24 protein-coding genes are annotated in these 26,853 nt (G+C 45.8%); 19 read left to right on the plus strand and 5 right to left on the minus strand.

Annotated elements, in window-relative coordinates; translation table 11 throughout:
- Window positions 1–117: 117 nt before the first annotated feature.
- The 5 genes from miaB (at window position 118) to lnt (ending at window position 5,775) form a co-directional block, all read left to right on the plus strand.
- A complete protein-coding gene (gene miaB / locus CTT30_RS11490; RefSeq protein ID WP_239864932.1) occupies window positions 118–1,542 on the plus strand; it encodes a tRNA (N6-isopentenyl adenosine(37)-C2)-methylthiotransferase MiaB in 1,425 nt (474 codons plus the stop codon).
- A gap of 119 nt (window positions 1,543–1,661) precedes the next feature.
- Window positions 1,662–2,759 carry a PhoH family protein gene (locus CTT30_RS11495; protein ID WP_239864935.1) on the plus strand — a complete coding sequence of 366 codons (1,098 nt, stop codon included), beginning with the start codon at window positions 1,662–1,664 and terminating at the stop codon, window positions 2,757–2,759.
- Window positions 2,756–3,226, plus strand: a complete 471-nt coding sequence (gene ybeY / locus CTT30_RS11500) for an rRNA maturation RNase YbeY (protein WP_252035212.1) — start codon at window positions 2,756–2,758, stop codon at window positions 3,224–3,226. The genes CTT30_RS11495 and ybeY overlap by 4 nt, the downstream gene beginning before the upstream one ends.
- 100 nt (window positions 3,227–3,326) lie before the next feature.
- The gene (gene corC, locus CTT30_RS11505; protein ID WP_239838345.1) at window positions 3,327–4,226 is read left to right on the plus strand and encodes a CNNM family magnesium/cobalt transport protein CorC; all 900 of its coding nucleotides are present in this window, start codon (window positions 3,327–3,329) and stop codon (window positions 4,224–4,226) included.
- Between the two features lie 40 nt (window positions 4,227–4,266).
- Complete coding sequence (gene lnt / locus CTT30_RS11510; RefSeq protein WP_252035213.1) at window positions 4,267–5,775, plus strand: apolipoprotein N-acyltransferase; 1,509 nt, start codon at window positions 4,267–4,269, stop codon at window positions 5,773–5,775.
- Window positions 5,776–5,865: 90 nt separating this feature from the next.
- Here the strand turns inward: lnt and CTT30_RS11515 are convergent, their stop codons facing one another.
- Window positions 5,866–6,336, minus strand: coding sequence for a zinc ribbon-containing protein (locus CTT30_RS11515; protein WP_239838347.1), 471 nt, complete (start codon window positions 6,334–6,336; stop codon window positions 5,866–5,868).
- A gap of 139 nt (window positions 6,337–6,475) precedes the next feature.
- On the opposite strand from CTT30_RS11515, the gene leuS reads away from it, so the two are divergent.
- From leuS to CTT30_RS11580, 13 genes are all read left to right on the plus strand, one after another.
- The gene (leuS, locus tag CTT30_RS11520) at window positions 6,476–9,049 is read left to right on the plus strand and encodes a leucine--tRNA ligase (protein ID WP_252035214.1); all 2,574 of its coding nucleotides are present in this window, start codon (window positions 6,476–6,478) and stop codon (window positions 9,047–9,049) included.
- 134 nt (window positions 9,050–9,183) lie between these two features.
- Entirely contained in the window at window positions 9,184–9,816 is a 633-nt protein-coding gene (locus CTT30_RS11525; protein WP_239864947.1) for an LPS-assembly lipoprotein LptE, read from the plus strand.
- 8 nt (window positions 9,817–9,824) lie between these two features.
- Window positions 9,825–10,838, plus strand: a complete 1,014-nt coding sequence (holA, locus tag CTT30_RS11530) for a DNA polymerase III subunit delta (protein WP_252035215.1) — start codon at window positions 9,825–9,827, stop codon at window positions 10,836–10,838.
- A 60-nt stretch (window positions 10,839–10,898) separates the two neighbouring features.
- Window positions 10,899–11,216, plus strand: a complete 318-nt coding sequence (gene rsfS / locus CTT30_RS11535) for a ribosome silencing factor (protein ID WP_239838351.1) — start codon at window positions 10,899–10,901, stop codon at window positions 11,214–11,216.
- A 4-nt stretch (window positions 11,217–11,220) separates the two neighbouring features.
- Complete coding sequence (gene rlmH / locus CTT30_RS11540; protein WP_239875258.1) at window positions 11,221–11,691, plus strand: 23S rRNA (pseudouridine(1915)-N(3))-methyltransferase RlmH; 471 nt, start codon at window positions 11,221–11,223, stop codon at window positions 11,689–11,691.
- A gap of 7 nt (window positions 11,692–11,698) precedes the next feature.
- Window positions 11,699–13,582 carry a penicillin-binding protein 2 gene (gene mrdA / locus CTT30_RS11545; RefSeq protein ID WP_239864953.1) on the plus strand — a complete coding sequence of 628 codons (1,884 nt, stop codon included), beginning with the start codon at window positions 11,699–11,701 and terminating at the stop codon, window positions 13,580–13,582.
- Entirely contained in the window at window positions 13,582–14,703 is a 1,122-nt protein-coding gene (gene rodA, locus CTT30_RS11550) for a rod shape-determining protein RodA (protein ID WP_239864955.1), read from the plus strand. Before mrdA ends, rodA begins: the two co-directional genes overlap by 1 nt.
- Complete coding sequence (locus tag CTT30_RS11555; RefSeq protein ID WP_252035216.1) at window positions 14,704–15,486, plus strand: septal ring lytic transglycosylase RlpA family protein; 783 nt, start codon at window positions 14,704–14,706, stop codon at window positions 15,484–15,486.
- Window positions 15,487–15,575: 89 nt separating this feature from the next.
- Window positions 15,576–16,754, plus strand: a complete 1,179-nt coding sequence (locus CTT30_RS11560; protein ID WP_239838356.1) for a serine hydrolase — start codon at window positions 15,576–15,578, stop codon at window positions 16,752–16,754.
- Between the two features lie 141 nt (window positions 16,755–16,895).
- Window positions 16,896–17,174, plus strand: coding sequence for a DUF493 family protein YbeD (gene ybeD / locus CTT30_RS11565; protein ID WP_114786547.1), 279 nt, complete (start codon window positions 16,896–16,898; stop codon window positions 17,172–17,174).
- 178 nt (window positions 17,175–17,352) lie between these two features.
- The gene (lipB, locus tag CTT30_RS11570; RefSeq protein WP_239838357.1) at window positions 17,353–18,006 is read left to right on the plus strand and encodes a lipoyl(octanoyl) transferase LipB; all 654 of its coding nucleotides are present in this window, start codon (window positions 17,353–17,355) and stop codon (window positions 18,004–18,006) included.
- A 24-nt stretch (window positions 18,007–18,030) separates the two neighbouring features.
- Window positions 18,031–18,996, plus strand: a complete 966-nt coding sequence (lipA, locus tag CTT30_RS11575; protein WP_239864957.1) for a lipoyl synthase — start codon at window positions 18,031–18,033, stop codon at window positions 18,994–18,996.
- A 132-nt stretch (window positions 18,997–19,128) separates the two neighbouring features.
- Window positions 19,129–19,455, plus strand: a complete 327-nt coding sequence (locus CTT30_RS11580) for a hypothetical protein (RefSeq protein WP_239838359.1) — start codon at window positions 19,129–19,131, stop codon at window positions 19,453–19,455.
- Between the two features lie 73 nt (window positions 19,456–19,528).
- Here the strand turns inward: CTT30_RS11580 and CTT30_RS11585 are convergent, their stop codons facing one another.
- Both CTT30_RS11585 and glyA read right to left on the minus strand, forming a co-directional pair.
- The gene (locus CTT30_RS11585; RefSeq protein ID WP_239864959.1) at window positions 19,529–20,095 is read right to left on the minus strand and encodes a hypothetical protein; all 567 of its coding nucleotides are present in this window, start codon (window positions 20,093–20,095) and stop codon (window positions 19,529–19,531) included.
- 248 nt (window positions 20,096–20,343) lie between these two features.
- Complete coding sequence (glyA, locus tag CTT30_RS11590; protein ID WP_252035217.1) at window positions 20,344–21,594, minus strand: serine hydroxymethyltransferase; 1,251 nt, start codon at window positions 21,592–21,594, stop codon at window positions 20,344–20,346.
- Between the two features lie 366 nt (window positions 21,595–21,960).
- Between glyA and CTT30_RS11595 the strand changes: the two genes are divergently transcribed.
- Window positions 21,961–22,560, plus strand: a complete 600-nt coding sequence (locus CTT30_RS11595; RefSeq protein ID WP_252035218.1) for a YitT family protein — start codon at window positions 21,961–21,963, stop codon at window positions 22,558–22,560.
- A 60-nt stretch (window positions 22,561–22,620) separates the two neighbouring features.
- On the opposite strand, the gene vexH is transcribed toward CTT30_RS11595, so the two are convergent.
- Window positions 22,621–25,731, minus strand: coding sequence for a vibriobactin export RND transporter permease subunit VexH (gene vexH / locus CTT30_RS11600; RefSeq protein WP_252035219.1), 3,111 nt, complete (start codon window positions 25,729–25,731; stop codon window positions 22,621–22,623).
- Window positions 25,731–26,795, minus strand: coding sequence for an efflux RND transporter periplasmic adaptor subunit (locus CTT30_RS11605; RefSeq protein ID WP_252035220.1), 1,065 nt, complete (start codon window positions 26,793–26,795; stop codon window positions 25,731–25,733). Before CTT30_RS11605 ends, vexH begins: the two co-directional genes overlap by 1 nt.
- Window positions 26,796–26,853 lie beyond the last annotated feature (58 nt).

Here is a 26,853-nt window from a genome sequence, read left to right on the forward strand (position 1 = left end):
CTTACCGCCGAGAGGGCGGCTAAAATATCGTCAGCCACCTTGAAGCTAAAGAGTGGCTGGCATGGTTACACTGGGCGATTTGCTCCCTTAATTTAAACTAACGATCGAGCGAACAACATGAGTAAAAAACTGCTAATTAAAACCTGGGGCTGCCAGATGAACGAATACGATTCATCTAAGATGGCTGATCTACTGAATGCGGCAAACGGCTATGAGCTAACAGAAGAACCAGAAGAAGCAGACGTACTACTACTGAATACCTGTTCTATCCGCGAAAAAGCGCAAGAGAAGGTATTCCACCAGCTAGGTCGTTGGAAAACCCTGAAAGACAAAAAAGAAGGCGTTGTGATAGGCGTGGGTGGCTGTGTCGCCACTCAAGAAGGCGATCACATTCGCGAACGTGCTCCATACGTTGACGTGATCTTTGGCCCTCAGACCTTGCACCGTTTGCCAGAAATGATCAAACAATCGCAAAGCAACGAAGCGCCCGTCATGGACATTTCTTTTCCTGAAATAGAAAAGTTTGACCGCTTACCAGAGCCAAAAGCCGAAGGTGCAACCGCGTTTGTATCTATCATGGAAGGCTGCTCTAAGTACTGTACCTATTGTGTTGTACCCTACACGCGTGGTGAAGAAGTCAGTCGCCCAATGGATGATGTACTCTTCGAAATCGCGCAGCTTGCTGATCAAGGCGTACGTGAAGTAAACCTATTAGGTCAGAACGTAAACGCATACCGTGGCCCAACACATGAAGGCGATATTTGCTCTTTCGCAGAATTACTACGTCTTGTTGCCTCTATTGATGGCATCGATCGTATTCGCTTCACAACTAGTCACCCACTAGAGTTCACTGACGACATCATCGCCGTCTACGAAGATACACCAGAGCTGGTAAGCTTCCTGCACCTACCAGTACAAAGTGGTAGTGACCGCATTCTAACCATGATGAAGCGCCCACACACCGCGATTGAATACAAGTCGATCATTCGCAAGCTTCGTAAAGCGCGCCCAGATATCCAAATCAGTTCGGACTTTATTGTTGGCTTCCCTGGTGAAACCGACATGGATCACCAAGCGACGATGAAGCTCATCAAAGACGTCGATTTCGACATGAGCTTTAGCTTTATCTTCTCTCCTCGCCCGGGTACACCAGCAGCTGATTACCCATGCGATCTTTCAGAGCAAACCAAGAAAGAGCGTCTTTACGAGCTGCAACAAACAGTCAACGCACAAGCAATGCGTTACTCTCGTCTAATGCTAGGTACTGAGCAGCGCGTTCTTGTTGAAGGGCCTTCGAAAAAGAACCTAATGGAGCTGCGAGCACGTACAGAGAATAACCGCGTGGTTAACTTTGAAGGCAACGCAGACCTAATTGGGCAATTTGTCGATGTCAAAATTACCGATGTTTTTGCTAACTCACTGCGTGGTGAAATTGTTCGCACCGAGAAAGATATGGACCTGCGAACTGTCATTTCTCCAACTCAAATGATGGCGAAAACCAAACGCGAAGATGAGCTAGGTGTAGCAACCTTTACGCCTTAAGTTTGAAATTAGCTTGAATTTACCCAACTCTGATACCATCTTAGAGAAAGGTATATAAAGTCACTAAAAGCCCGGTCTAAATCGGGCTTTTTTAGAGTGACAAACAATGAGAGGCAACTTTGAGCAATAAAATTGTGACTCTAGAGATCGATCTAGAACCTTCAGACAACCGCCGCCTTGCTAGCCTTTGCGGTCCTTTCGATGACAATATCAAGCACTTAGAACGCCGCTTAGGTGTTGAGATCAGCTACCGAGGCAATTTCTTTACCATTGTAGGTAAACCTCATACCGCTGCTGCTGCTCTTGAAATCATCAAGACACTTTACGTCAACACCGCACCTATACGCGGTAATATTCCAGATATTGAGCCAGAAGAAATCCATCTGGCTATCAAAGAAACTGGCGTTCTCGAGCAAGATACCGAATCTAACATCGAGCATGGCAAAGAGGTCTTTATCAAGACCAAAAAAGGCGTGATAAAACCGCGTACACCAAACCAGGCTCAGTATCTGGTCAATATGGTCACGCATGACATCTCTTTCGGTATTGGCCCAGCCGGTACAGGTAAGACATATCTTGCGGTTGCGGCAGCCGTAGATGCTCTAGAGCGTCAAGAGATTCGTCGTATTCTGCTAACACGTCCTGCTGTTGAAGCGGGTGAAAAACTGGGTTTTCTACCTGGTGACTTAAGCCAAAAAGTCGATCCGTATCTACGCCCACTCTATGACGCGCTGTTCGAAATGCTCGGCTTTGAAAAAGTCGAGAAGTTGATTGAACGCAATGTCATTGAAGTAGCGCCACTGGCTTATATGCGCGGTCGTACGTTGAATGATGCTTTCATTATTCTTGATGAAAGTCAGAACACTACTGTTGAACAGATGAAGATGTTCCTGACTCGTATCGGTTTTAATTCACGCGCAGTCATTACGGGTGACGTCACTCAAATCGACTTGCCTCGCGGGGCAAAATCCGGGCTTCGCCACGCCATTGAAGTGCTTAACGAGGTGGATGAAATAAGCTTTAATTTCTTCCAATCTGACGATGTCGTTCGACACCCAGTGGTTGCACGTATCGTCAATGCCTATGAGAAGTGGGAAGCGCAAGATCAGAAAGAGCGTAAAGAGTATGAGAAGCGACGTCGTGAAGAGCGTGAAGCAAAACTTCAGGAAGCGCCAACGGCTCAGCCTACTGTCACTCCGGAGACGAAACCTTCATGAGCATCGAACTAGATCTTCAATTAGCAGTCGAAGATGAAAAAGGCCTACCAAGCTTTGAAGATGTTCATCTCTGGTTAAGCTCTACTGTGACAAAGTTTCAGCCTCAAGCCGAAGTCACCGTTCGTATTGTCGATGAGCAAGAAAGCCACCAGTTAAACCATGATTATCGTGGTAAAGATAAGCCAACCAATGTGTTGTCTTTTCCATTTGAAGCCCCTCCGGGTATTGAGATGGACTTACTGGGTGACCTTATCATCTGTAAACAAGTTGTGGAGCAAGAAGCTGCTCAGCAATCTAAGCCCTTAATGGCACACTGGGCGCATATGGTTGTACATGGTAGCCTGCATCTGCTAGGTTATGATCATATTGAGGATGACGAAGCCGAAGAGATGGAGTCCCTCGAAACAGAAATCATGCTAGGTATGGGGTTTGAAGACCCATACATAGCTGAAAAAGAGTCACCTTAGGGTCACTCGCATGTGAGGGTTTGAGAGTTCATTATTTACCTCTCTCATGCCCTCAACGTGAGCTATCACACTTCTGATAGCGTTACTTAATTGAGAAACAATGAACGAAGACAATTCGCCCTCTTCTCTAGAAGGTAAAAAAGAAAAATCTGAAGGTCCGAGTAGAAAGTCCTTCTTCGGACGCCTAGGTCAACTATTTCAAGGCGAACCTAAAGATCGCCAGGAGCTTGTGGAAGTATTCCGCGACTCAGAAGAAAATGACCTGATAGACCATGATACCCGAGACATGCTTGAAGGTGTTATGGAAATCGCAGAAATGCGCGTGCGCGATATTATGATCCCACGCTCTCAAATGGTTACCGTTGATCGTAGCGACGACTTAGACGCTCTGGTTAACCTGATTACTGACGCGCAACACTCGCGCTACCCTGTCATCAGTGAAGACAAAGACCATGTTGAAGGCATCCTGTTAGCGAAGGACTTACTTAAATATTTAGGCTCAGACAGTGCTCCATTTGATATTGAACAAGTGATTCGCCCTGCGGTTGTAGTTCCTGAAAGTAAACGAGTAGATCGTCTACTAAAAGAGTTCCGTGAGGAACGTTATCACATGTCAATTGTCGTAGATGAGTTCGGTGGTGTTTCTGGTCTTGTGACTATCGAAGATATTCTCGAAGAAATCGTTGGAGACATCGAAGATGAGTTCGATGACGAAGAAGAGCTCGATATCCGTAAACTCAGCAAACACACCTACGCAGTAAAAGCCCTGACAACCATTGAAGAGTTTAACGAAACCTTTCATACCTCCTTCAGTGATGAAGAAGTGGATACCGTTGGCGGCATGGTAATGACAGCGTTCGGCCACCTCCCTTCACGTGGTGAAGTAGTGGAGATCGAAAACTATAGCTTTAAAGTTACCTCTGCGGATAACCGCCGGGTGTTGCAACTTCAAGTGACAATACCTGACGAAGAGCCTCTTCCGGAACCAGCCGAAGAGTAACGCTAATTTCCCCAAGTTCGGGGTATTCAGAAGTATTACGATGATAAAAACACTTTTTCATCGCCTAAAACGGCCGCTTGCGGCCGTTTTTGTTGGCGCTCTCACCACTTTGGCTTTTGCTCCTTACCAATTGTGGCCATTGGCCTTGCTAAGCCCTGTAATATTATTAGCTTTAATTCATAACCAATCACCTAAGCGGGCTCTTTGGGTCGGTTATGCTTGGGGAATCGGCCAATTTTCCACCGGTATCAGTTGGGTTCATATCAGTATTGATAACTTTGGTGGCATGCCTAAGATAGCCAGCGTTTTCTTAATGGCACTCCTGATTGGCTACCTGTCAATTTATTCTGGGCTGTTTACTTGGAGCCTGAACCGATTTTTCCCCAAATCGAATCGAACACGATTTCTTCTCGCAGCCCCAGCGATTTGGTTAATCTGTGACTGGCTGCGCGGCTGGGTTATGACAGGGTTTCCATGGCTTTGGCTTGGTTACAGTCAAATTGAAAGCCCATTAGCCAACTTTGCTCCTATTGGTGGTGTAGAACTATTAACAATACTCTTAGTCATTAGTGCTGGTAGCATCGTGTATGCTACTCATCACAAACAATGGCTACATCTACTTATCCCTACAGTCATTTTTGCGACTGGTTACGGACTAAAGTCGGCAAACTGGGTCACCCTTAATCCAGATAGCACCACTAAGATCGCACTGATACAAGGCAATGTAGATCAAGCGAAAAAATGGCTACCGCAGGAACGCTGGCCAACCATCATGAAATACACGGATCTCACTCGTGAAAACTGGGACGCAGATATCATCATCTGGCCAGAAGCGGCTATTCCGGCTTTTGAGTTCGAAATTTCTTCGTACCTGAGCAACTTAGATTCAGCAGCCAGAATGAATAACAGTGCCGTTATTACAGGCGTGGTGAACCAAGGAGAAGACCGCCAGTTTTACAATAGTATTCTCACGGTTGGTCAAACTCCTTACGGTGACTACAGCTTTGATATGACTGAACGCTACCATAAGCACCACCTGTTGCCTTTTGGTGAGTTTGTACCTTTTGAAGATATCCTCAGACCATTAGCACCGCTGTTTAATTTACCTATGTCTTCTTTCAGTCGTGGAGACTTCATCCAACCAAACATAGATGCTAATGGCAAACAGATGGCTCCCGCCCTCTGTTACGAGATTATTTTCAATGAACAGGTGCGTGAAAATGTCACTGAGGATACTGACTTTATTTTAACCTTATCTAATGATGCATGGTTTGGTAGATCAATCGGTCCTCTGCAGCACATGGAAATTGCTCGAATGAGAGCACTTGAATTGGGTAAACCTGTCATTCGTTCAACAAACAACGGAGTGACCGCAGTGACCGACTACAAAGGTAGAATCACAGCACAAGTCCCCCAATTCAATACTGAGGTACTGCGTACAGAGGTTATCTCGACAAATGGTCAGACACCCTACCGAGTATTTGGTACTTGGCCTTTGTATATCTGGGTAATGCTCAGTTTAATAATAGGTTGGCGATTGAAAGATTAAACAAGAAAACGTTAAGGGCTGGTCATATTGACCAGCCCTTAATCCATTCGATAAGCCATTCCACTCATAATAGCTTTGTTAAGCACTGACTTAGGGTTTTAAAGCTTGGCGACTAAATGCTTTGCTGCCACATTTGGTACAAGGAATGATGACCGTCGGGTGGTTATATTGAGTTTTATGCCCACAATCGTCACACACTAGAACGCCAAGACCAATCACTTCACCAGCCTGATAAAGTCCTTGATGCTCAAGATCAGCAAATAACTCCACCCACTCAACTTTAGTACGATCTGTGATTTCCAATAACCCTTGCCAAATAGAATCGGCGACCATCAGATAAAAAGGTCCGCTCTTAGACTCTTCATAGCTATCCGCAAATTCCTTTAAATCTGATTTCACGTAGGCGGACACCAGTGCCAGTTCATCTTTGGTCAAATCATTGGCCGCTTCTACCACCTTTTCTGAGGTTTCAAAAACGTGCTTGACCTCATCGGGACTGTGTTTGAGTGCTTCCACCACATCATCAAACATTTCCTCATAACCTGCTTTACGTTTTGGCATAGTAACCTCCTTCTAACCGCTCAGAAGAATTGAGCTCTGTAGACTATTGTTGTGCTCCTCTCCTTTAGGTATTCTATGACGATCTATTTATGTCTGTTCGAACTGAACTCACAATTTCCAAGATAACCGGATATCATCGATGCAAGAGCAATATAACCCGCAAGATATTGAACGAAAAGTTCAAAAGCACTGGGATAACAACAAAACCTTTGTTGTAAGTGAAGACCCAAACAAAGAAAAATTCTACTGTCTCTCTATGTTCCCTTATCCAAGTGGTCGACTGCACATGGGTCACGTGCGTAACTATACTATCGGTGATGTAGTCTCTCGTTTCCAGCGCCTACAAGGTAAAAACGTCATGCAACCAATCGGTTGGGATGCATTTGGTCTACCTGCAGAAAACGCTGCTGTTAAGAACAACACAGCTCCCGCACCTTGGACGTACGAAAACATCGAATACATGAAAAACCAGCTTAAGCTTCTTGGCTTTGGTTACGACTGGAACCGTGAATTCGCAACATGTACACCTGAGTACTACCGTTGGGAACAAGAATTCTTCACTAAGCTCTACAATAAAGGCCTAGTTTACAAGAAGACTTCATCAGTTAACTGGTGTCCAAACGACCAAACCGTACTTGCTAACGAGCAGGTTGAAGACGGCTGCTGCTGGCGCTGTGATACACCAGTAGAGCAAAAAGAAATTCCTCAGTGGTTCATCAAGATCACAGAGTACGCTCAAGAACTGCTTGACGACCTAGACAAACTTGAAGGTTGGCCTGAAATGGTTAAGACCATGCAGCGTAACTGGATCGGTCGCTCTGAAGGTGTGGAACTCAAGTTTGAAGTTAAGGGTCAGCAAGAGCTAGAAGTTTACACAACGCGTCCAGACACACTAATGGGTGTGACTTACGTAGGTATCGCAGCAGGTCACCCTCTAGCTGCAATCGCAGCTGAGAACAACCCTGAGCTTGCTGCATTTATCGAAGAGTGTAAGAACAACAAAGTAGCGGAAGCTGAGCTTGCGACAATGGAGAAGAAAGGTATGGCAACTGGCCTTACTGCTATTCACCCATTGAACGGTCGTGAAGTACCAATTTACGTGGCTAACTTCGTACTGATGGACTACGGTACAGGTGCTGTAATGGCAGTACCTGCACACGACCAACGTGACTACGAGTTCGCAACTAAGTACGGCCTAGACATCATCCCTGTGATCAAGCCTGCTGATGACAGCGAGCTAAATATCTCTGAAGAAGCGTACACTGAGAAAGGCGTACTATTCGATTCAGGTGAGTTCGATGGCCTTGATTTCCAAGCAGCATTCGATGCAATCGCGGCCAAGCTAGAAACAGAAGGCAAAGGTACTAAGACTGTAAACTTCCGTCTACGTGACTGGGGGGTATCTCGTCAACGTTACTGGGGCGCGCCCATCCCAATGGTAACCACTGAAGATGGTGAAGTTCACCCAGTACCAGCTGACCAACTGCCAGTGATTCTTCCTGAAGACGTAGTAATGGACGGCGTAACAAGCCCAATCAAAGCTGATAAAGAGTGGGCAAAGACTACCTTTAACAGCGAACCTGCTCTACGTGAGACAGATACGTTCGATACCTTCATGGAGTCTTCTTGGTACTACGCACGTTACTGTTCACCACAAGCTGACGATATTCTAGATCCAGAAAAAGCGAACTATTGGCTACCAGTAGACCAGTACATCGGTGGTATCGAGCACGCTTGTATGCACCTATTGTACTCTCGTTTCTTCCACAAACTACTACGTGACGCAGGTTACGTAACGTCTGACGAGCCGTTCAAGCAACTACTATGTCAAGGCATGGTACTAGCAGATGCGTTCTACCACGAGAACGACAAAGGCGGTAAAGAGTGGGTTGCTCCAACTGACGTTGCTGTAGAGCGTGACGGTAAAGGTCGCATCACTTCTGCTAAAGACAACGAAGGTCGTGACGTAACACACTCAGGCATGATCAAGATGTCTAAGTCGAAGAACAACGGTATCGACCCACAAGAGATGGTAGACAAGTACGGTGCTGACACAGTACGTCTATTTATGATGTTTGCATCACCTGCAGACATGACGCTTGAGTGGCAAGAGTCTGGCGTAGAAGGTGCTAACCGCTTCCTAAAACGTGTTTGGAAACTTGTTAATGAACACGCATCGAAAGGCGCGGCAGAAGCTGTTGATGCATCTGCACTGTCTAGCGACCAGAAAGCACTTCGTCGTGACGTACACAAGACTATCGCTAAAGTGACTGACGATATCGCTCGCCGTCAAACGTTCAACACAGCAATCGCAGCTATCATGGAACTGATGAACAAGCTAGCGAAAGCGCCTCAAGAATCAGCTCAAGATCGCGCCATCCTTGATGAAGCACTACAAGCTGTTGTTGTAATGCTTTACCCAATCACTCCGCACATTTCATTCGAAATGTGGGCAGCTCTGGGTCAAGAAGATATCGACAACGCAGCATGGCCAACTTTTGATGAAAAAGCACTGGTTGAAGACGAGAAGCTAATCATCGTTCAGGTTAACGGTAAGCTACGTGCGAAACTAACAGTACCAGCGGACATATCTAAAGAAGATATCGAAGCGCTTGGTCTAAACGATGAGAACGTGACTAAGTTCACTGAAGGCAAAACCGTACGTAAAGTTATCTACGTACCAGGTAAGCTGCTTAACATTGTTGCAAACTAAGAAAGTGTTGCGAACTAATCGCAAATAAATAAGTCTTATGCAGGGTATTCATTATAGTACCCTGCTTTATTTACCTCAGTGTATTCAATGAGTAGCCTGAGATAAGTATCCCAATAATCGAGAAACATCCACTAATGCGCCTATTTTCAATATCTACTTTAAAGCTAGCCAGTGTTGTTCTTACTGCGAGCCTACTTTCTGCCTGTGGTTTCCACCTTCGTGGTGATTACTCTATCCCAGATGAACTTGAGACCATGTCGCTAACCAGTTATGACCAATACAGCAACTTTACTCGAATGATGAAAGGTCAGTTGCGCATGAGTGAAATTGAAGTCGTTCCACCAGCAGATAATATTCCCAACCTCCATTTAATCGGTGAAGGCGTTGGTGAACGCACCTTATCACTTTACCAAAACACGCGTGCAGCCGAGAAAGAGCTAACATTTCGAGCTTCTTACCGTGTAACCATTCCAGAGTTGGGTGAAAAAACCTTTTCTACCAGCGTCACTCGCAGCTACTTGGATAACCCACTCACCGCTCTGGCAAAGTCAGTGGAACGGGATATGATTGAAGACGAAATGCGCAAACTGGCCGCATCGCAAATTATTCGTCAGATGGCCCGATTAAAAGCCGATATAGAAGCCAATGAGCTTGAAATGGAAGAACAGGACATTCAGTTAAAGGCCGATGAAGAGCAATACCGCGTAAGGACCTACTTTTCAGATGAGTTCGCAACGCCTTCTGACAACAACTCTAACCTTCAGTAGAGCACCCAATGCGAATCTTCGCTGATCGACTGGTGGAGCAATTGAATAAGCAGCTCCACCCAGCTTATCTTGTATTTGGTAATGAGCCTCTGCTACTACAAGAATCTCGTCAGTCCATTCAAAAAGCCGCTTACACTCAGGGCTTTGAAGAACGACACCGGTTCGCAGTAGACAATAGCTTTGATTGGAACTTAGTGTATGACAGTTGCCAAGCATTAAGCCTATTTTCATCACGTCAATTGATTGAGCTAGAACTTCCTGAATCGGGGGTAAACGCGGCGATTGCCAAAGAGCTAGTAGGCATTTCAGAGATGTTACATAACGACATCATATTAGTCGTAATTGGCACTAAACTCACTAAAGCTCAGGAAAATGCTAAATGGTTTAAAGCCCTGTCCTCTCGCGGCTGTTGGGTAAACTGCCTCACCCCAGACCTCAACCGTCTGCCCCAGTTTGTTCAGTCACGCTGCAGAGCACTGAACCTAAACCCAGATGCTGAAGCAGTTCAGATGTTGGCTCAGTGGCATGAAGGCAATTTATTCGCTTTAACTCAAAGCTTAGAGAAACTGGCTCTACTCTACCCAGATGGTCAGTTAAACCTAATTCGGTTGGAAGAATCTCTAAGCCGACACAATCATTTCACAGCCTTCCACTGGGCTGATGCTTTACTCGCAGGTAAAGCAAACCGTGCTCAGCGCGTACTTCGTCAATTAGAAGCAGAGGGTACTGAAGCTGTTATTTTAATCAGAACTATCCAAAAAGAACTCACGCAACTCTTGGCGATGCAACAAGCCCTTCAGTCTCAATCAATCGGGCAAGTTTTTGAGCGCTTTAGAATTTGGCAATCCAAAAAACCACTGTACTCAGCGGCGTTGAATCGGCTAACTCAAGCCAAGCTATCCCAGTTGATTCAGTTAATTGCCAAAGCGGAAATAATTTCTAAAACTCAATATGACGCTTCCAGCTGGCCACTATTACACCAGTTAAGTACTGAGATGTGCTTGCCGCAAGTGAAGCTGTAAAAAGCGTGATATACTACGCCGCTTTGATTTGCGCCTAAAACGAATAATGAGGAGATAACCTTGCAACTTGAAGAACTGAACGATTTTCTAGTAGATAAAGCCGATGATATGAAAGCACAAGATATTAAAACTCTTGATGTTCAAGGCAAGTCCAGTATCACGGACTACATGATAATCTGCACAGGCACTTCAAAACGTCACGTAGCGTCAATTGCTGAACATGTGGCAAAAGAATCTAAGCTTGCTGGGATAGTTCCTCTAGGCATTGACGGCGAAGATGAAGGTGAGTGGGTCGTATTGGACATGGGAACAACAATTCTTCATGTTATGCAGGAAGAGCAACGTGAGCTTTATCAGCTAGAGAAACTCTGGAGCTAAATTAATGAAGCTTCAGTTGATCGCTGTCGGCACTAAAATGCCCAAGTGGGTGGAAGAAGGCTTCCAAGAATACAAGCGCCGATTTCCTCATGACATGCCACTAGAGCTTGTTGAAATTCCAGCCGGGAAACGAGGAAAAAATGCCGACATTGCAAGAATTTTGCAAAAAGAAGGCGAGGCTATGCTGGCTGCAGTGCCAAAAGGTAATCGAATTGTTACCCTAGATATTCCTGGCAAAAAGTGGGACACCCCACAATTGGCTCAGCAGCTAGAGAACTGGAAACTTGATGGTCGTGATGTTTCGATCTTAATCGGTGGTCCGGAAGGACTGGCCCCAGCCTGTAAAGCAGCGGCTGACCAAAGTTGGTCGCTGTCCGCTTTAACGTTACCACATCCTCTGGTTCGCATCGTTATGGCAGAAAGTCTGTATCGAGCTTGGAGCATTACTGCAAACCACCCATACCACCGAGAATAATCAATTCATGTTACGAAAGCGCACCCGAATAAGGGATTACCAAGAAGAGGCACGGCTGTTTAAAAGTCGTGCTATTGTCGCTTTCATTGGTATCGTTGCTATGGTTGGCCTATTAGTCGCCAACCTGTACAACATCCAAATCAACCAATATCAGGACTATAAAACTCGTTCAAATGACAACCGGATTAAAGTGGTTCCAATCGCCCCAAACCGCGGATTGATTTACGACAGAAACGGTACCCTGCTTGCCGAGAACCGCCCGGTTTTCAACTTGGAGATCACACCAGAAAAAATCGAAGACATGGAAGGGACTATTGCTCGCCTTCAAAAATACATTGAGATCACACCCGAACAAATAGAACGTTTTGAGCGAGAGCGACGCCAAACTCGCCGTTTTAAATCAGTCCCACTGTTGACCCAGCTCACACAAGAGCAAGTCGCCAAGTTTTCCGTCAATCAGCACAAGTTTCCTGGCGTAGCAGTGAACGCCAGTTTAAAACGTCACTACCCTTATGGTGAAGTTCTGACTCATGTCATCGGTTACGTCTCGCGCATAAACGATCGTGATATGCAGCGCCTGATAAGAGAAGAAAAAGACGCGAACTACCAAGCCACTCGCGATATCGGTAAGCTCGGTATTGAACGCTATTATGAAGACCTTCTTCATGGTACTGCGGGCTATCAAGAAGTTGAAGTTAACAGCCGCGGGCGGATAATCCGTACCCTAAAATACATTCCGCCAGTCCCGGGAAAAGATATCGTTCTCAACCTGGATATCGATCTACAACTTTACATTCATGAATTACTGGCTGAGCGCCGTGGTAGTGTCGTCGTTCTTGATCCAAAAGACAATGGTGTTTTGGCCATGGTATCGAGCCCAAGCTATGATCCCAACGCCTTCGTCCATGGTATTTCAGGAAAAGCCTATAGCGCTCTGCTCAATGATAAAAACCGCCCTTTAGTTAACCGCGCAACACTAGGTATTTATCCACCCGCCTCGACAATTAAGCCATTTATGGCTGTTGCTGCTCTACAAGAAGGCGTTATAACACCGTACACAACACGCAACGATCCAGGCTATTGGAAAATTCCTAACTCAAAAACTAGGCCTTTCCGAGATTGGCTACGCTGGGGACACGGTCGTGTGAACATCGTTAAGTCCATCGAAGAGTCAGTGGATACCTTCTTCTATCAAATAGCCTACGATATGGGCATAGATCGCATCTCCAATTGGATGATGATGTTTGGCTTTGGTGAAAAGACAGGAATCGATATATACGAAGAAAGCAAAGCAAACATGCCTACTCGAGAATGGAAGATGGCTCGACACCGTGAGCCTTGGTATCAGGGTGATACGATTCCGGTTGGTATCGGACAAGGCTATTGGACCGCGACACCAATACAAATAGCGAAGGCAACTTCAGTATTGGTCAATCGAGGCAAAGTTATCGCTCCTCACTTACTGCGTTCAACCATAGAAAATGGCCAGCAGTTTGATAAACAAGTACTCTCGGAGGTTGAAACATACCCTCCTATCACTGGGGTGAAAGAAAAATTCTGGGATCTCTCCATTGAGGGGATGAGACTGGTCAACCACGGTAAGAAAGGAACCGTACGCCGAGCATTTTACAACACCAAATATATAAGTGGAGGTAAATCTGGGACAGCGCAAGTATTCGGCCTTGCAGAGGACGAGGAATACAACGCAGATGAAATCGCAGAGCACTTACGTGACCATGCGCTATTTACTGGCTTTGCGCCACTCGACGATCCAAAACTAATTGTGACCTTGGTATTAGAAAATGCCGGCGGTGGATCATCACAAGGCGGCCCAGTCGCAAGACGTATCTTCGACCATGTATTAGTAAAAGATAAAGAGGCAGAACAATAATGGATTTTGATCCAGCTACGGGGCAAAACCGAGCGCTGTTTGAGCGCTTTCATATCGATTTGCCTCTGTTACTCGGTATTCTTGTCTTAATGGGCTTTGGCCTAGTAGTCATGTACAGTGCGAGTGGTCAAAGTCTGGCCATGATGGACCGCCAAGCTATGCGAATGGGCTTATCCCTAGGTGTTATGGTCATTCTTGCGCAAATTCCTCCTCGAACATACGAAACTTTGGCACCGCTTATGTTTATGGTCGGGGTTTTACTGTTGTTCGGCGTACTATTCTTTGGTGAAGCTTCCAAAGGTGCCCAGCGATGGCTCAATCTGGGCTTTGTCCGCTTTCAACCCTCCGAGTTGCTTAAGCTCGCGGTGCCTCTGATGGTGGCCCGATTTATTGGTAAACGCTCACTGCCACCAACCTTCCAGACTCTCGTACTGTCTTTAGTCATGGTCTTTGTTCCCACTATCCTCATTGCTAAACAGCCAGATTTGGGCACTTCGATTCTGATTGCAGCGTCAGGTATATTTGTTATCTTTCTTGCAGGGATCAGCTGGAGAATCATCTTCGCCGCAGCGTGTGGCCTTGGTGCTTTTTTACCGATTCTCTGGTTCTTCCTTATGCGTGAGTATCAGAAAGTCAGAGTAAGAACGCTGTTTAACCCAGAGTCAGATCCTCTTGGCGCTGGTTACCACATTATTCAAAGTAAAATAGCGATCGGCTCTGGTGGCATATCAGGCAAAGGCTGGCTACAAGGTACCCAATCCCAATTAGAGTTTTTACCAGAGCGCCACACTGACTTTATTTTTGCTGTGATCGCTGAAGAGTGGGGATTAATTGGTATCCTAATTTTACTTAGTCTGTATCTGTTTATTATTGGTCGAGGGTTAGTGTTAGCCAGTAAAGCACAAACCGCTTTTGGTAGAATGATGGCTGGCAGTATTGTTCTAAGCTTCTTTGTCTACGTTTTTGTTAATATCGGCATGGTTAGTGGCATTCTGCCTGTTGTTGGTGTTCCACTCCCCCTCATTAGTTATGGTGGAACATCAATGGTTACTCTTATGGCCGGCTTTGGCATACTTATGTCGATTCACACTCACAGAAATGCATTCTCGAAGGCAACCTAAATGACCCTAAATACTCCTTTGCTTAGCATACTATGCGCTGTAATCCTGTTAGCGGGTTGCTCATCAACGCCTTCTCAGCGATACACGATCGATGACGACATCGCCCCAAATTCACCGATTTCTGTTGATCACATAGAAGATGCTAATCCTCAGTACGAACCTTATAGCTTGGGCGGTAATAGTGACTACACACTGCGTGGAGAGAAATACAAAATTATCAGAGAGCCTCAAGGCTTCACCCAAGAAGGGATGGCATCTTGGTACGGCAAAAAATTTCACGGTCACCTAACGTCTAACGGCGAAGTGTACGATATGTATTCTATGTCGGCGGCGCACAAAACCCTACCTATTCCCAGTTATGTTAAAGTCACTAACAAAGACAATGGTAAAACGGCCATTGTGCGCGTCAATGATCGCGGACCTTTTCATGAGGGTCGAATCATAGACCTCAGTTTTGCCGCAGCGACCAAGCTGGATGTGATTCGTACGGGAACCGCAAATGTTGCCATCGAGGTCATCTCAGTAGGTAAACCCACGGAAGCTCACAAACAAAAAGCACTGCCTAAGTTCGTTGTTCAGGTGGCTTCATCACAACACGAAGACAGAGTGCGAACTTTAGCACAAGATTTAAGTCAAACACTTTCAGTCAAAAGTTATGTCAATTCGGATAAAAACATTCATCGAGTGTTTCTAGGTCCATTTGATGACTATATGCTGACACAAAAAGCATTAGAACAAGTCAAGCTGATGGGCTATTCAAGTGCTTTTATAAAATCCCAGTAGTCCTCAATCCAGTGTGGGGCAAGCCTTACACTGGTTTGAGCGATTGTTTCTGTTAAGATATGGACAGTTAATATAAACCTGTAGTCAATATGAAAAAAACAACGCTAATTAAATCCGTTTTTGCGTCTTCTATTGCGCTTTCTGCAACTTTCGCATCCACTTCATTTGCCGCTCCGATTGTTGTACCGGATGCCCCCCAAATCGCCGCAAAAGGCTACGTTTTGATGGATTATCATTCAGGTAAGATCCTGGCTGAAAAAGAGATGAACACCAAATTGTCTCCAGCCAGTCTGACCAAAATGATGACCAGTTATGTCATTGGTCAAGAATTGGAACGCGGTAATATTTCACTTCAGGATGATGTGACGATCAGTAAGAATGCATGGGCAAAGAACTTCCCTGATTCTTCAAAAATGTTTATTGAGGTTGGCACCACAGTTAAAGTAGAAGAGCTCAACCGAGGTATCATTGTTCAGTCCGGTAATGACGCCTGTGTAGCGATGGCTGAGCACATTGCTGGCTCAGAAGACGCTTTCGTAGATCTGATGAATGCTTGGGCTAATACCCTAGGTATGAAAGATACGCACTTTGCTAACGTCCACGGCCTAGATAACTCGAATCTATACTCAACGCCTTATGACATGGCACTGTTAGGTCAAGCTTTGATCCGTGACGTGCCTGATGAGTACCGTATCTACTCCGAGAAGAAATACACTTACAACGGTATCACACAATATAACCGTAATGGCTTACTGTGGGATAAGAGCATGAACGTTGATGGTATAAAAACCGGCCATACAAGTAATGCGGGATATAGCTTAGTTAGCTCTGCGACAGAAGGTAAAATGCGTCTTGTTGCGGTCGTGATGGGAACCAAAAGCGCCAATGCACGTAAATCTGAAAGTAAGAAATTGCTAAGCTACGGTTTCCGATTCTTTGAAACCGTTGCCCCACACAAAGCCGGTGAAACCTTCGTCGAAGAAAAAATCTGGATGGGTGACAAAGACACTGTTGCGCTAGGCCTCGACCAAGACACATATGTTACCCTTCCTCGCGGAGAAGCGAAGAATCTTCAAGCAAGCTTCGTGCTTGAAAAAGAACTTGAAGCCCCCATTAAAAAAGGTGACGTAGTTGGTAAGCTATACTATCAACTAGAAGGCGAAGATGTTGCTGAGTACCCACTTCTTGCTCTTGAAGACGTAGAAGAAGGTAGCCTATTCAGCCGTCTGTGGGATTACATTGTGATGCTGATTAAGAGCTTCCTATAATCCAGAACACATATTCATCAAAAGCCGCTTCACGCGGCTTTTTTTATTCTCGCTAGCTCAAATCGCGAGAATGTTGAGATTTAGATTCAATGGCAGTACTATTCCGCGCTGCTTACATGACATTCAACTTGGAGTTTCAAAATGTTGACTATCAACTCAGATGCAAAACTGAAAGACCTGCTTGAGTTCCCTTGTTCGTTTACCTACAAGGTAATGGGCTACGCCAAGCCTGAACTGCCAGAGAAGGTTCTTGAAGTGATCCAGCGCCACGCTCCAGGTGACTATAGCCCTAGCGTGAAACCAAGTGCCAAAGGCAACTACCATTCGGTATCTATTACCATTACAGCGACGTCAATTGAACAAGTCGAAACGCTGTATAAAGAGCTGGGTGAAATCGACATTGTACGCATGGTTCTATAATTTTATTTGATAAAATAAAATTAATTTGAAAGCAGCGAAAGCTGCTTTCTTTTTAAATATCATATAGATAATAATCCTGCATATTTCCAAGGGTTAAAAATGTGTAACTGGTATATAGTTCAATGACCAGAACCAGTTTATAATCCCAAGACTTTATTTACTGACTATAGGATCAGGAATGCAAAACCAGCTTGTTGTGAAGCGTCTGGGTAGGCAAGATTACGAACCTATCTGGCAAGCCATGCACGACTTCACAGATCACCGTACTGAGGAAACCTGTGATGAAGTATGGCTAGTCGAGCACAACCCTGTCTTTACACAAGGGCAAGCAGGTAAAGAAGAGCATTTGATCAATACCGGTGATATCCCTGTTGTCCAAAGCGATAGAGGGGGTCAGGTGACCTATCACGGTCCCGGTCAATTGGTGGCTTACTTCCTGATAAATTTACGTCGTAAAAAGATCGGGGTCAGAGAGCTTGTAACTCATATAGAGAACCTCGTGATCAACACCCTTAAAAATTACAATATAGAGTCGGCGGCACGACCAGATGCACCAGGCGTCTATGTTGATGGTAAAAAGATCTGCTCTTTGGGGCTGAGAATCCGTAAAGGATGCTCATTTCATGGTTTAGCATTAAACGTAAATATGGATTTATCACCGTTTTTACGTATCAATCCATGTGGCTATGCCGGAATGGAGATGGTTCAGATGAGCCAGCTTGGTGGACCGGATGATCTTACCCAGGTTGAAGCGACATTAGTCGATGAACTTGTAGCTTTGCTTGGTTACGAGCAAGTTGAATTCAGCACAGAAGCCTCTCCTACGCGATGAGAAGCAAAGAGAAGTAAAGATAGCATGAGTAAACCAATCCAAATGGAAAAAGGCGTTAAATACCGCGACGCCGACAAGATGGCACTGATCCCAGTTAAGAACATGCCAACTGAGCAAAAAGAAATCCTGCGTAAGCCTGATTGGATGAAGATCAAGCTACCTGCTGATAGCCAACGTATCCAAGATATTAAGTCAGCTATGCGTAAGAATAACCTCCACTCGGTGTGTGAGGAAGCGTCTTGTCCTAACTTAGCAGAGTGCTTCAACCACGGTACGGCCACTTTTATGATTCTTGGTGCTATCTGTACTCGTCGCTGCCCTTTCTGTGATGTCGCTCATGGACGCCCAGTTGCTCCTGAAGCCGATGAACCGAAAAAACTGGCGCAAACCATTTCAGATATGAAGCTGAAATATGTGGTTATTACCTCAGTTGACCGTGATGATCTTCGTGACGGTGGAGCAAAACACTTCGCTGATTGTAACCGTGAGATACGTGCCAAAAATCCAAACATCCGTATCGAGACTCTAGTCCCAGATTTCCGCGGCCGTATGGATGTCGCACTTGAATTAATGAAAGACAACCCACCAGATGTCTTCAACCATAACTTGGAAACGGCACCTCGTCTGTACCGCAAAGCTCGTCCAGGCGCCAATTACAAATGGTCGCTACAGCTGCTTAAGAAATTCAAAGAACAGCATCCGGATGTACCGACTAAATCAGGCTTAATGATGGGTCTAGGTGAAACTAAAGAAGAAATCGTTGAAGTTCTTAAAGATCTTCGCGAGCATGGTGTGACTATGCTGACTCTAGGTCAGTACTTAGCACCAAGTCGTCACCATCTCCCCGTTGAACGTTATGTGCCGCCTTCAGAATTTGATGAGTTAAAAGAAATTGCTCTGGAACTGGGCTTCACTCACGCGGCATGTGGCCCATTTGTTCGCTCTTCATACCATGCTGACCTACAAGCACAAGGTGTCGAAGTAAGCTAAATATCACTTTAATTAGTCGTAAGGGTTGGCAAAATAAGTCAGCCCTTTTTTGTTTCGTTTCTTGAATGAGACACAACTCTTCTATAGGCTTAGCTCTAACGACATAAAAAAGTACATCTCCAAGGAATTATTATGAAAAGACTAGGTTTTGTTGCTGTTGCTCTCGCCGCGCTAACAGCAGGTTGTGCGTCTAACACACAGCAGGACAATTTCCGCGAAGCTTCTTTTGAGCTGTGTAATACAGAGGTTGAACTTTACTCTGTCAGTGACGATGGCCGCGTACGTATCGTATGTGCTGACGGCTCTAAGTTTGCTCTAACCAGCGAAGCAACGCTTGAGACTATGCGTGATATCAACATCGATTACTGTGATGGTGAAGGTCTTGGCAAGTTCAGCGAAAGCCGTAAGTACTACTCATTCAAGTGTAAGTCAGGTACGCTACTGAGCATTTCAAAATAGGCTCAAGCTAGAATCAAAAAAGGTTGATGATTTGTTTTCATCAACCTTTTTCATTTCAACGGCAAGAGCTCCACTATTTGAACGTTCTTACCGACAATACCTTACCATTGCTTCCCCCCATGCTGGTCACTTCGACTTCTAACGAGTTCATCGAAATAATGCCGTCTGTTGAACAGATAACAAAAACATACGCACAGGAAAACTTATCTTCGAAAGGCATCGGAATCCGGTTCCAATAAAACTCACTCGCTTTCGCATCGGTGCGGAATTTTCGATAATCCGCTGGTGCCGTTGAACCGCTTTGCTTTGCAATATGTGCAGCAAAAACTCGGTTTTGCTCTTTATCTACACCAACAGCCATTTCACAACCACTAAACGGCCCAGACGCTAACCAACCTATGCCACTGCCTGTGTAACGCCCTACCACCGCTTTGGTTTCAGCGTATGGTACCCAAACACCAGCATCAACGGAGGAATCATCTCGCGTCAAAACTACTTTGCCATCACGCTGAATTAAGGTCACACCATACTGCTTTTCCAAATAGCCAGTCTCGCTGTTTTCCGGTTGACACGTGAGACGCATATCCATTTCAATATTTTTGCCGACCAAAGCGGTCAGGTTTTCTTTCGTTGGACGCATTCAACTCTTCCTTATGAATAGCCAATTAAAACTAAGTATATAGATTTAAACTCAATACCAATCAATCACAGATATAAAACATTGTGATTATGTTGCGGTTTTTAATTATCAATCATTGAGTGACCAGCATGATAAGGGAAGTGAAGGAGTAACTGGTTTATCCAGTTGGTTTGCTTAGGGAAAGAATCAGAAAATAAAAAACCTCCCAGCGGGAGGTTTTAAAAGTGGCAATGATTCGCGCAGTGAGATTAAGCGTAAACCGGTAGGCGCTTACAGATTTCAAGCACTTTCGCTTTCGTTGCTTGGATAACCTCTTCGCTGCCGATGTTATCAAGAACGTCACACATCCAGTTCGCTAGTTCTTTAGCATCTTCTTCAGTGAAACCACGACGAGTGATGGCTGGAGAACCTACACGGATACCAGAAGTCACGAACGGGCTACGTGGATCGTTTGGCACTGAGTTCTTGTTTACCGTGATGTTTGCTGCACCAAGTGCTGCATCTGCATCTTTACCTGTGATGTCTTTGTCGATGAGGTCAACTAGGAACAGGTGGTTCTCTGTACCGTTAGAAACGATCTTGTAACCACGCTCTTGGAACTGGGCAACCATCGCTTTAGCGTTCTTCACTACGCGCGCTTGGTACGCTTTGAATTCCGGCTCCATTGCTTCTTTGAACGCTACCGCTTTACCTGCGATAACATGCATCAGAGGACCACCCTGACCACCAGGGAATACCGCGGAGTTCAACTTCTTGTACATATCTTCGCCAGCATTAGACAGGATTAGACCACCACGTGGGCCCGCTAGTGTCTTGTGCGTAGTCGTCGTCACTACGTGAGCGTGAGGGACTGGCGTTGGGTATTCGCCTGCTGCGATTAGACCAGCAACGTGCGCCATGTCGACAAATAGGTACGCGCCGGCTTTGTCTGCAATTTCACGCATGCGAGCCCAGTCAACGATTTGAGAGTAAGCCGAGAAGCCGCCGATGATCATCTTAGGCTTGTGCTCTAGAGCAAGCTGCTCCATCTCGTCGTAGTTAATTTGACCCGCTTCGTCGATACCGTAAGGAATCACGTTGTAGTGTTTACCAGAGAAGTTTACTGGTGAGCCATGAGTCAAGTGACCACCATGCGCTAGGCTCATACCTAGAACAGTATCACCTGGGTTTAGCAATGCCATGTAAACAGCGCTGTTTGCTTGTGAGCCAGAGTGAGGTTGAACGTTCGCGTACTCACAGCCGAATAGCTGACATGCACGATCAATTGCCAAAGCTTCCGCTTTATCAACGTATTCACAACCACCGTAGTAACGCTTGCCAGGGTAGCCTTCTGCGTATTTGTTTGTTAACTGAGAACCTTGAGCTTCCATTACACGTGGACTGGTGTAGTTTTCTGAAGCAATTAGTTCAATGTGTTCTTCCTGGCGAAGAGTTTCTTCTTGGATTGCTGCGAACAGTTCCGCATCGTAATCTGCGATGTTCATATCACGCTTTAGCATCTGTATCTCCTGACTCAGATTTAAACTGAAATTTGCAAAAAACCTACTAATGACCCTATTAATCTACGCAAACTGACTCGCGCAAACGTTTGCATCACGTTAATAGCGCGCATTCTACATAATTTGATCTTGGTCATAAAGAGAAAGTTTTACTTTTTCTCATGCAGATTCTTCATGTGGTTCTACGAGGATTGTCATATTGTCACCTTTCTAAATCGTATAAATATGAAAAGTGTCAATTTTTCCCTTTACACCCCGTAAAACGATAATTACATAGGTTTACCTTAAATTTGCTTCTCAAGCTACCGAAAACCTCATTTTTTAAATAGTATGCGCGCCATTATCTACTGTAAAAGTTTCAAATTGATGGAAAAACACTCACGCAAAGAAGATTGGATTGCTATTTTAACCGGAACATTTCTGGTCGCTCAGGGCGTTTTCTTCCTCCAATCTGCAGATCTGTTAACCGGAGGCACCACTGGTTTAGCGTTGCTTATGAACCAGTTTGTGTCACTTTCCTTCGGTACGCTTTACTTTTTGGCCAATAGTCCTTTTTATTTACTCGCGTGGAAGCGTTTTGGCTCACGATTTGCCTTTAACAGTGCTATTTCTGGTGCCTTAGTCTCTGTGTTTGCAGATCACCTATATCTGGTCGTCAGCCTTGAAACGGTCAACGTTGTGTATTGCGCGGTTGCCGGCGGATTACTGATGGGCTTAGGTATGCTTATCCTGTTCCGGCATCGCTCAAGTCTCGGAGGTTTCAACGTACTTTGCCTGTTTATTCAGGATAAGTTCGGTATCTCAGTGGGCAAGTCCCAACTAGCCATCGATTGTTGCATCTTGTTCGCATCATTCTTCTTTGTCTCTCCTGAAGTCATCGGGTTATCCATTCTGGGTGCTATCCTGCTCAATGTCGTGTTAGCCATGAACCACAAGCCAACCCGTTATTCGGTCAACTATGGTTGAGAACCACTAGATGAAGAGAAGCCCGCGATTGCGGGCTTTTTGCGTTATTGGTTGCTGCGATTAGTGTGAGGTTCTGGCCTTCACATCGTGACTTAGCTCTTTGTTCAGTTCAGCTTCCACATGACCCGGTGACTGCGTACTTGCTGAAATCAGTCGGTACATCGCAGGGATAACAAACAAAGTCACCAGCGTTGCGAAACCCATACCGAAGAAGATCACCGTACCTACCGCCACTCGGCTTTCATAACCTGCCCCTGTCGATAGGATCAATGGAATGGCACCTGCAAGCGTAGTGAACGCCGTCATCATGATTGGGCGCAGGCGACGTGCCGCAGCATCGGCTATTGCTTTCTCAAATTCGAAGCCGCGATCACGCAGTTGGTTCGCAAACTCAACGATCAGGATACCGTTCTTGGTCACCATACCAATCAACATGATCATGCCAATCTGGCTGTAGATATTCAGCCCTTGACTCATAAAGAACAAGCCCAAGAAGCCGCCGAATACCCCCATAGGAACAGTGAACATCACCACCAGTGGGTTAATGAAGCTTTCAAACTGCGCTGCCAACACTAGGTACGCGACCAACAGTGCCAAGCCAAATACCACCAGAATACTGGATTGGTTCTCTTTATAATCTTTCGATTCACCAGAGTAGCTGACTGAGATATCGCCCGGCAGAATTTCCACCGCTTGTTGATCTAGGAAATCCAGAGCCTGACCTAAGGTATACCCATCAGACAAGTTAGCCGTTACGGTAATCGATTTCTGTTTGTTGTAATGTGACAAACGAATCGACGAAGCCACTTCTTCAATCTTGGTGACCGCATCCAGTGTCACTAATTCGCCTGAACTGGTTCGCAGATAAATCTGGCTCAGATCCGTCGCGTTATTGAAGCTGTTCTCATCACCGCGCAGATAAACGTCATATTCTTCACCACGCTCGACAAAAGTCGTTTCACTCTTACCGCCAAGCATAATTTCTAAGGTCTCAGAAATCTCTGATACGCTGATGCCCAACTCTGCCGCACGTTGTTTGTCAACCGTCACCACCAGCTCAGGGGTTCGCTCAGAGTAGTTAATGTCCGCCCCCTCCATGATCGGAGACTCTTCTGCTAACTGTTCTAACTTTTCAGCCCACTGTTTCAGCTCTGGGTAATCAGAACCACCTAACACGAACTGGACTGGCTCACTGGAGCCGCCTCGGAAGCCTGGCATAAATGGGAAGACACGAACATCTGGAATCCCCACCAGCGCCTTTCTCACCTCGCCTAACGCCTGTTGAGCCGTTACCTCACGATCATTCCAGTCATCCAGAATCATGATCACGAACCCCGTCTGGTCACCGGCGTTACCACCAAAGGCTGGCGATTGGATGCTGAAGGACTTAAGGAAGCCTTCGCCCAGTAGCGGCAATAAGCGCTCTTCGACGATATCCATGTTCGCAGCCATGCGGTTGTAACTAGTCGCATCCGCACCACGAACAAAGGCAAAGATCACTCCGCGGTCTTCAGATGGTGTGAGCTGAGAAGGCACTTGTTTCATCAAGCCCCAACTTCCGCCGATACAGGTCAAGATGATCAGAGGCGCGGCCCATTTCCATTTCAAGGCTCCACGCAATACTTTACGGTAACCGCTTTCCAAACGACCAAACATGCGATCGATGAAACGGTTAAAGCGGTTTGGTTTCACGTTAGCCTTTAATAGTTGGCTGCCCAGTACTGGAGTCAGAGTCAGTGCAATCAATGACGAGAAAATCACCGACATCGCCAACAATACCGAGAACTCGGTAAACAGCAGGCCGACCATGCCATCCATAAACGAGATGGGCAGGAAAACCATGACCAGTACCAGAGTTGTCGCCACTACGGCAAAGCCAACTTCGCGTGTCCCTTTGTATGCCGCCAACAGCGGTTTTTCACCCCGTTCGATATGATGGAAAATGTTCTCCACCACCACGATAGCATCATCGACTACCAAGCCAATCGACAATATCAGCGCCATCAACGTGATAAGGTTGATGGAAAAACCGAAGTAGTAAGCGGCCATGAAGGATGAAATCAAAGAAACAGGCACCGTTACTGCTGGGATCAGCGTGGCTCGTACCTGACCAATGAATATGTACAGCACGAGAATGACCAGACCACCGGTAATAAACAGAGTGCTATACACTTCCGCTATCGAACGCTCAATAAAGACGGTTGAATCATAGTCGATGGCAAGACGAGTTCCCGATGGAAGGAATTGCTGGATTTTTTCCACTTCATCATGCACTAAGTCAGCAACTTCCAGCGGATTGGCGTCCGATTGAGGCACAATCCCCATACTGACATTGACGACACCATCACTCTTAAAGGTCGAGCTTTCGTTCTCCGCACCAATGTAGACATCCGCGACATCTTTCAGATAGATGGGCGAGTTATCACTGGCACGTTTAACGACAAGGTACTCGAAATCTTCGGCGACGTTATAACTGCGAGCGGTACGAACCGACATCACGATCTGATCGTTACGTACCTCGCCGCCCGGACTTTCAATATTCTCATTGTTGAGTGCCGCAGTAATGTCAGATGTCGTGACTCCACGCCCCGCCATCTGTGCAGGCTTCAGCTTAACGTACATGACTTTATACAAGCCGCCAGACACGTCCACCGAACTTACACCCGAGATCAAACTGAATCTGTCGAGCAGAACTCGGTCGACATAGTCCGTCAACTGCGTCCGATCCATTTCTGAAGAGCTCAGATTGATGTAGAGAGACGCTTCACCGGAGCCATTATTCTTATAAACAATCGGATCATCCGCCTCATCAGGCAAGGAACGCTGCGCACGTGCAACCGCATCCCGAACGTCACTGACGCCAGTATTGAGATCATAACCGAGTTCAAAAGTAATCGTGATCCGTGAACTGCCATTACGCGTTTTCGATTCAATTTCATCAATACCACTGATACCAGAAAGCTGGTCTTCCAGTGCAGACGTAATTTGGCTTTCAATAATGGTCGCTGAAGCGCCTTCATAACGGGTACTGATTGATACGACCGGACTTTCAATATCTGGCATTTCGCGTACCGCTAGTTTACTGAAAGAGACAATACCAAATACACACAGCAGTAAGCTGAGAACGACCGCCGCAACGGGGCGTTTTACAGAAGCATCAGATAACCACATTAGCTGTTACCTTCTTGCTCAGTACTCAGTGGTTTGCCATCTTTACCCAGTTCACTCACAGCGACACCATCGCGCATGTTCACAATACCTTGAACGACGATTTTCTGGCCGATATCCAGGCCTTTTTCAATCACAACTTGGTTGCCGATACGAGCACCTAAGAAGACCTCAGTGCGAACCGCTTTGCTGTCACCTCCAACTACGTAGACATAACGTTTGGTACCAGAATATTCGAGTGCTTGAACAGGAATAATCGGCGCTTCCACTGGCGGGAAATCCATATCCGCCGCGACTAACATCCCTGGCTTTAACTTTTTATCCGGGTTTTCAAAATGGATTCGTACTCGTAGATTGAGCGTTTCTTCATTGATGCGTGAGTCGATACCGACCACTTGCCCCTCAAACATCCATCCATCCCATGCAGCCGTCGTTGCGGTGACCTTCATACCTTTCGATATTTGAGACAAATAACGCTCAGGCACTTGTAAATCCAACTGCATGACAGATAAGTCATCCAGTGCAACCAACTCATCCCCCGTACTCACCAACTTACCTAAACTAAAATCGACGAAGCCGACAGTACCAGAAAAAGGCGCAGTAATATTTAAATCACTGAGATTCGCATTGGCCGCGTCAAGACGTGCTTGAGCAATTTCTACGCTGGCTTTCTGCGCATCAATTTCAGTCTGAGTGATCGCATTACGCTTGACCAAGCGTTCAAATTCTTTGAGCTTGCGCTTTTCATCTCTCAGGTAGGCTTTCGCTTCGGCCACGCTGGCTTTTGCCTTGTCATCATTAAGCTGAATCAGCAACTGGCCTTTCTTTACTTCTTGATTGGCTTTAAATGCAATGACATCGACTCGACCTGTCACTTCAGAGGAGAGCACAACCGATTGCTCTGCTTCAATTTTGCCTACCAAAGATAAAGACTGTGAAACTTGATGTGTCTGGACCTGCTCTGTCACCACAGTTACTGTCTGTGGCCCTTGCCTTTTAGCTTGAACAGTAGGTGTGGCCGCAATCATAGACAACGAAAAAATACTCAGAATAATTTTATTTTTCATGATTGAAATTCTGTCTCAAAAAACTCGGCATATTGTACTCATTAAACCACTTGGGAAA

Source organism: Vibrio coralliilyticus (assembly GCF_024449095.1).
GTDB classification, from domain to species: domain Bacteria; phylum Pseudomonadota; class Gammaproteobacteria; order Enterobacterales; family Vibrionaceae; genus Vibrio; species Vibrio coralliilyticus_A.

Excerpts from the sequence above, each read along its gene's own strand:
- CTT30_RS11580 (WP_239838359.1), top strand. The coding sequence starts at position 19,129 with ATGAAAAGACTAGGTTTTGTTGCTGTTGCTCTCGCCGCGCTAACAGCA.
- rlmH (WP_239875258.1), top strand. The coding sequence starts at position 11,221 with ATGAAGCTTCAGTTGATCGCTGTCGGCACTAAAATGCCCAAGTGGGTG.
- corC (WP_239838345.1), top strand. The coding sequence starts at position 3,327 with ATGAACGAAGACAATTCGCCCTCTTCTCTAGAAGGTAAAAAAGAAAAA.
- lipB (WP_239838357.1), top strand. The coding sequence starts at position 17,353 with ATGCAAAACCAGCTTGTTGTGAAGCGTCTGGGTAGGCAAGATTACGAA.
- lnt (WP_252035213.1), top strand. The coding sequence starts at position 4,267 with ATGATAAAAACACTTTTTCATCGCCTAAAACGGCCGCTTGCGGCCGTT.
- vexH (WP_252035219.1), bottom strand. The coding sequence starts at position 25,731 with ATGTGGTTATCTGATGCTTCTGTAAAACGCCCCGTTGCGGCGGTCGTT.
- glyA (WP_252035217.1), bottom strand. The coding sequence starts at position 21,594 with ATGCTAAAGCGTGATATGAACATCGCAGATTACGATGCGGAACTGTTC.
- CTT30_RS11560 (WP_239838356.1), top strand. The coding sequence starts at position 15,576 with ATGAAAAAAACAACGCTAATTAAATCCGTTTTTGCGTCTTCTATTGCG.
- CTT30_RS11525 (WP_239864947.1), top strand. The coding sequence starts at position 9,184 with ATGCGCCTATTTTCAATATCTACTTTAAAGCTAGCCAGTGTTGTTCTT.
- CTT30_RS11595 (WP_252035218.1), top strand. The coding sequence starts at position 21,961 with ATGGAAAAACACTCACGCAAAGAAGATTGGATTGCTATTTTAACCGGA.
- miaB (WP_239864932.1), top strand. The coding sequence starts at position 118 with ATGAGTAAAAAACTGCTAATTAAAACCTGGGGCTGCCAGATGAACGAA.
- CTT30_RS11605 (WP_252035220.1), bottom strand. The coding sequence starts at position 26,795 with ATGAAAAATAAAATTATTCTGAGTATTTTTTCGTTGTCTATGATTGCG.
- ybeD (WP_114786547.1), top strand. The coding sequence starts at position 16,896 with ATGTTGACTATCAACTCAGATGCAAAACTGAAAGACCTGCTTGAGTTC.
- mrdA (WP_239864953.1), top strand. The coding sequence starts at position 11,699 with ATGTTACGAAAGCGCACCCGAATAAGGGATTACCAAGAAGAGGCACGG.
- CTT30_RS11515 (WP_239838347.1), bottom strand. The coding sequence starts at position 6,336 with ATGCCAAAACGTAAAGCAGGTTATGAGGAAATGTTTGATGATGTGGTG.
- CTT30_RS11585 (WP_239864959.1), bottom strand. The coding sequence starts at position 20,095 with ATGCGTCCAACGAAAGAAAACCTGACCGCTTTGGTCGGCAAAAATATT.
- rodA (WP_239864955.1), top strand. The coding sequence starts at position 13,582 with ATGGATTTTGATCCAGCTACGGGGCAAAACCGAGCGCTGTTTGAGCGC.
- lipA (WP_239864957.1), top strand. The coding sequence starts at position 18,031 with ATGAGTAAACCAATCCAAATGGAAAAAGGCGTTAAATACCGCGACGCC.
- CTT30_RS11555 (WP_252035216.1), top strand. The coding sequence starts at position 14,704 with ATGACCCTAAATACTCCTTTGCTTAGCATACTATGCGCTGTAATCCTG.
- leuS (WP_252035214.1), top strand. The coding sequence starts at position 6,476 with ATGCAAGAGCAATATAACCCGCAAGATATTGAACGAAAAGTTCAAAAG.
- holA (WP_252035215.1), top strand. The coding sequence starts at position 9,825 with ATGCGAATCTTCGCTGATCGACTGGTGGAGCAATTGAATAAGCAGCTC.
- ybeY (WP_252035212.1), top strand. The coding sequence starts at position 2,756 with ATGAGCATCGAACTAGATCTTCAATTAGCAGTCGAAGATGAAAAAGGC.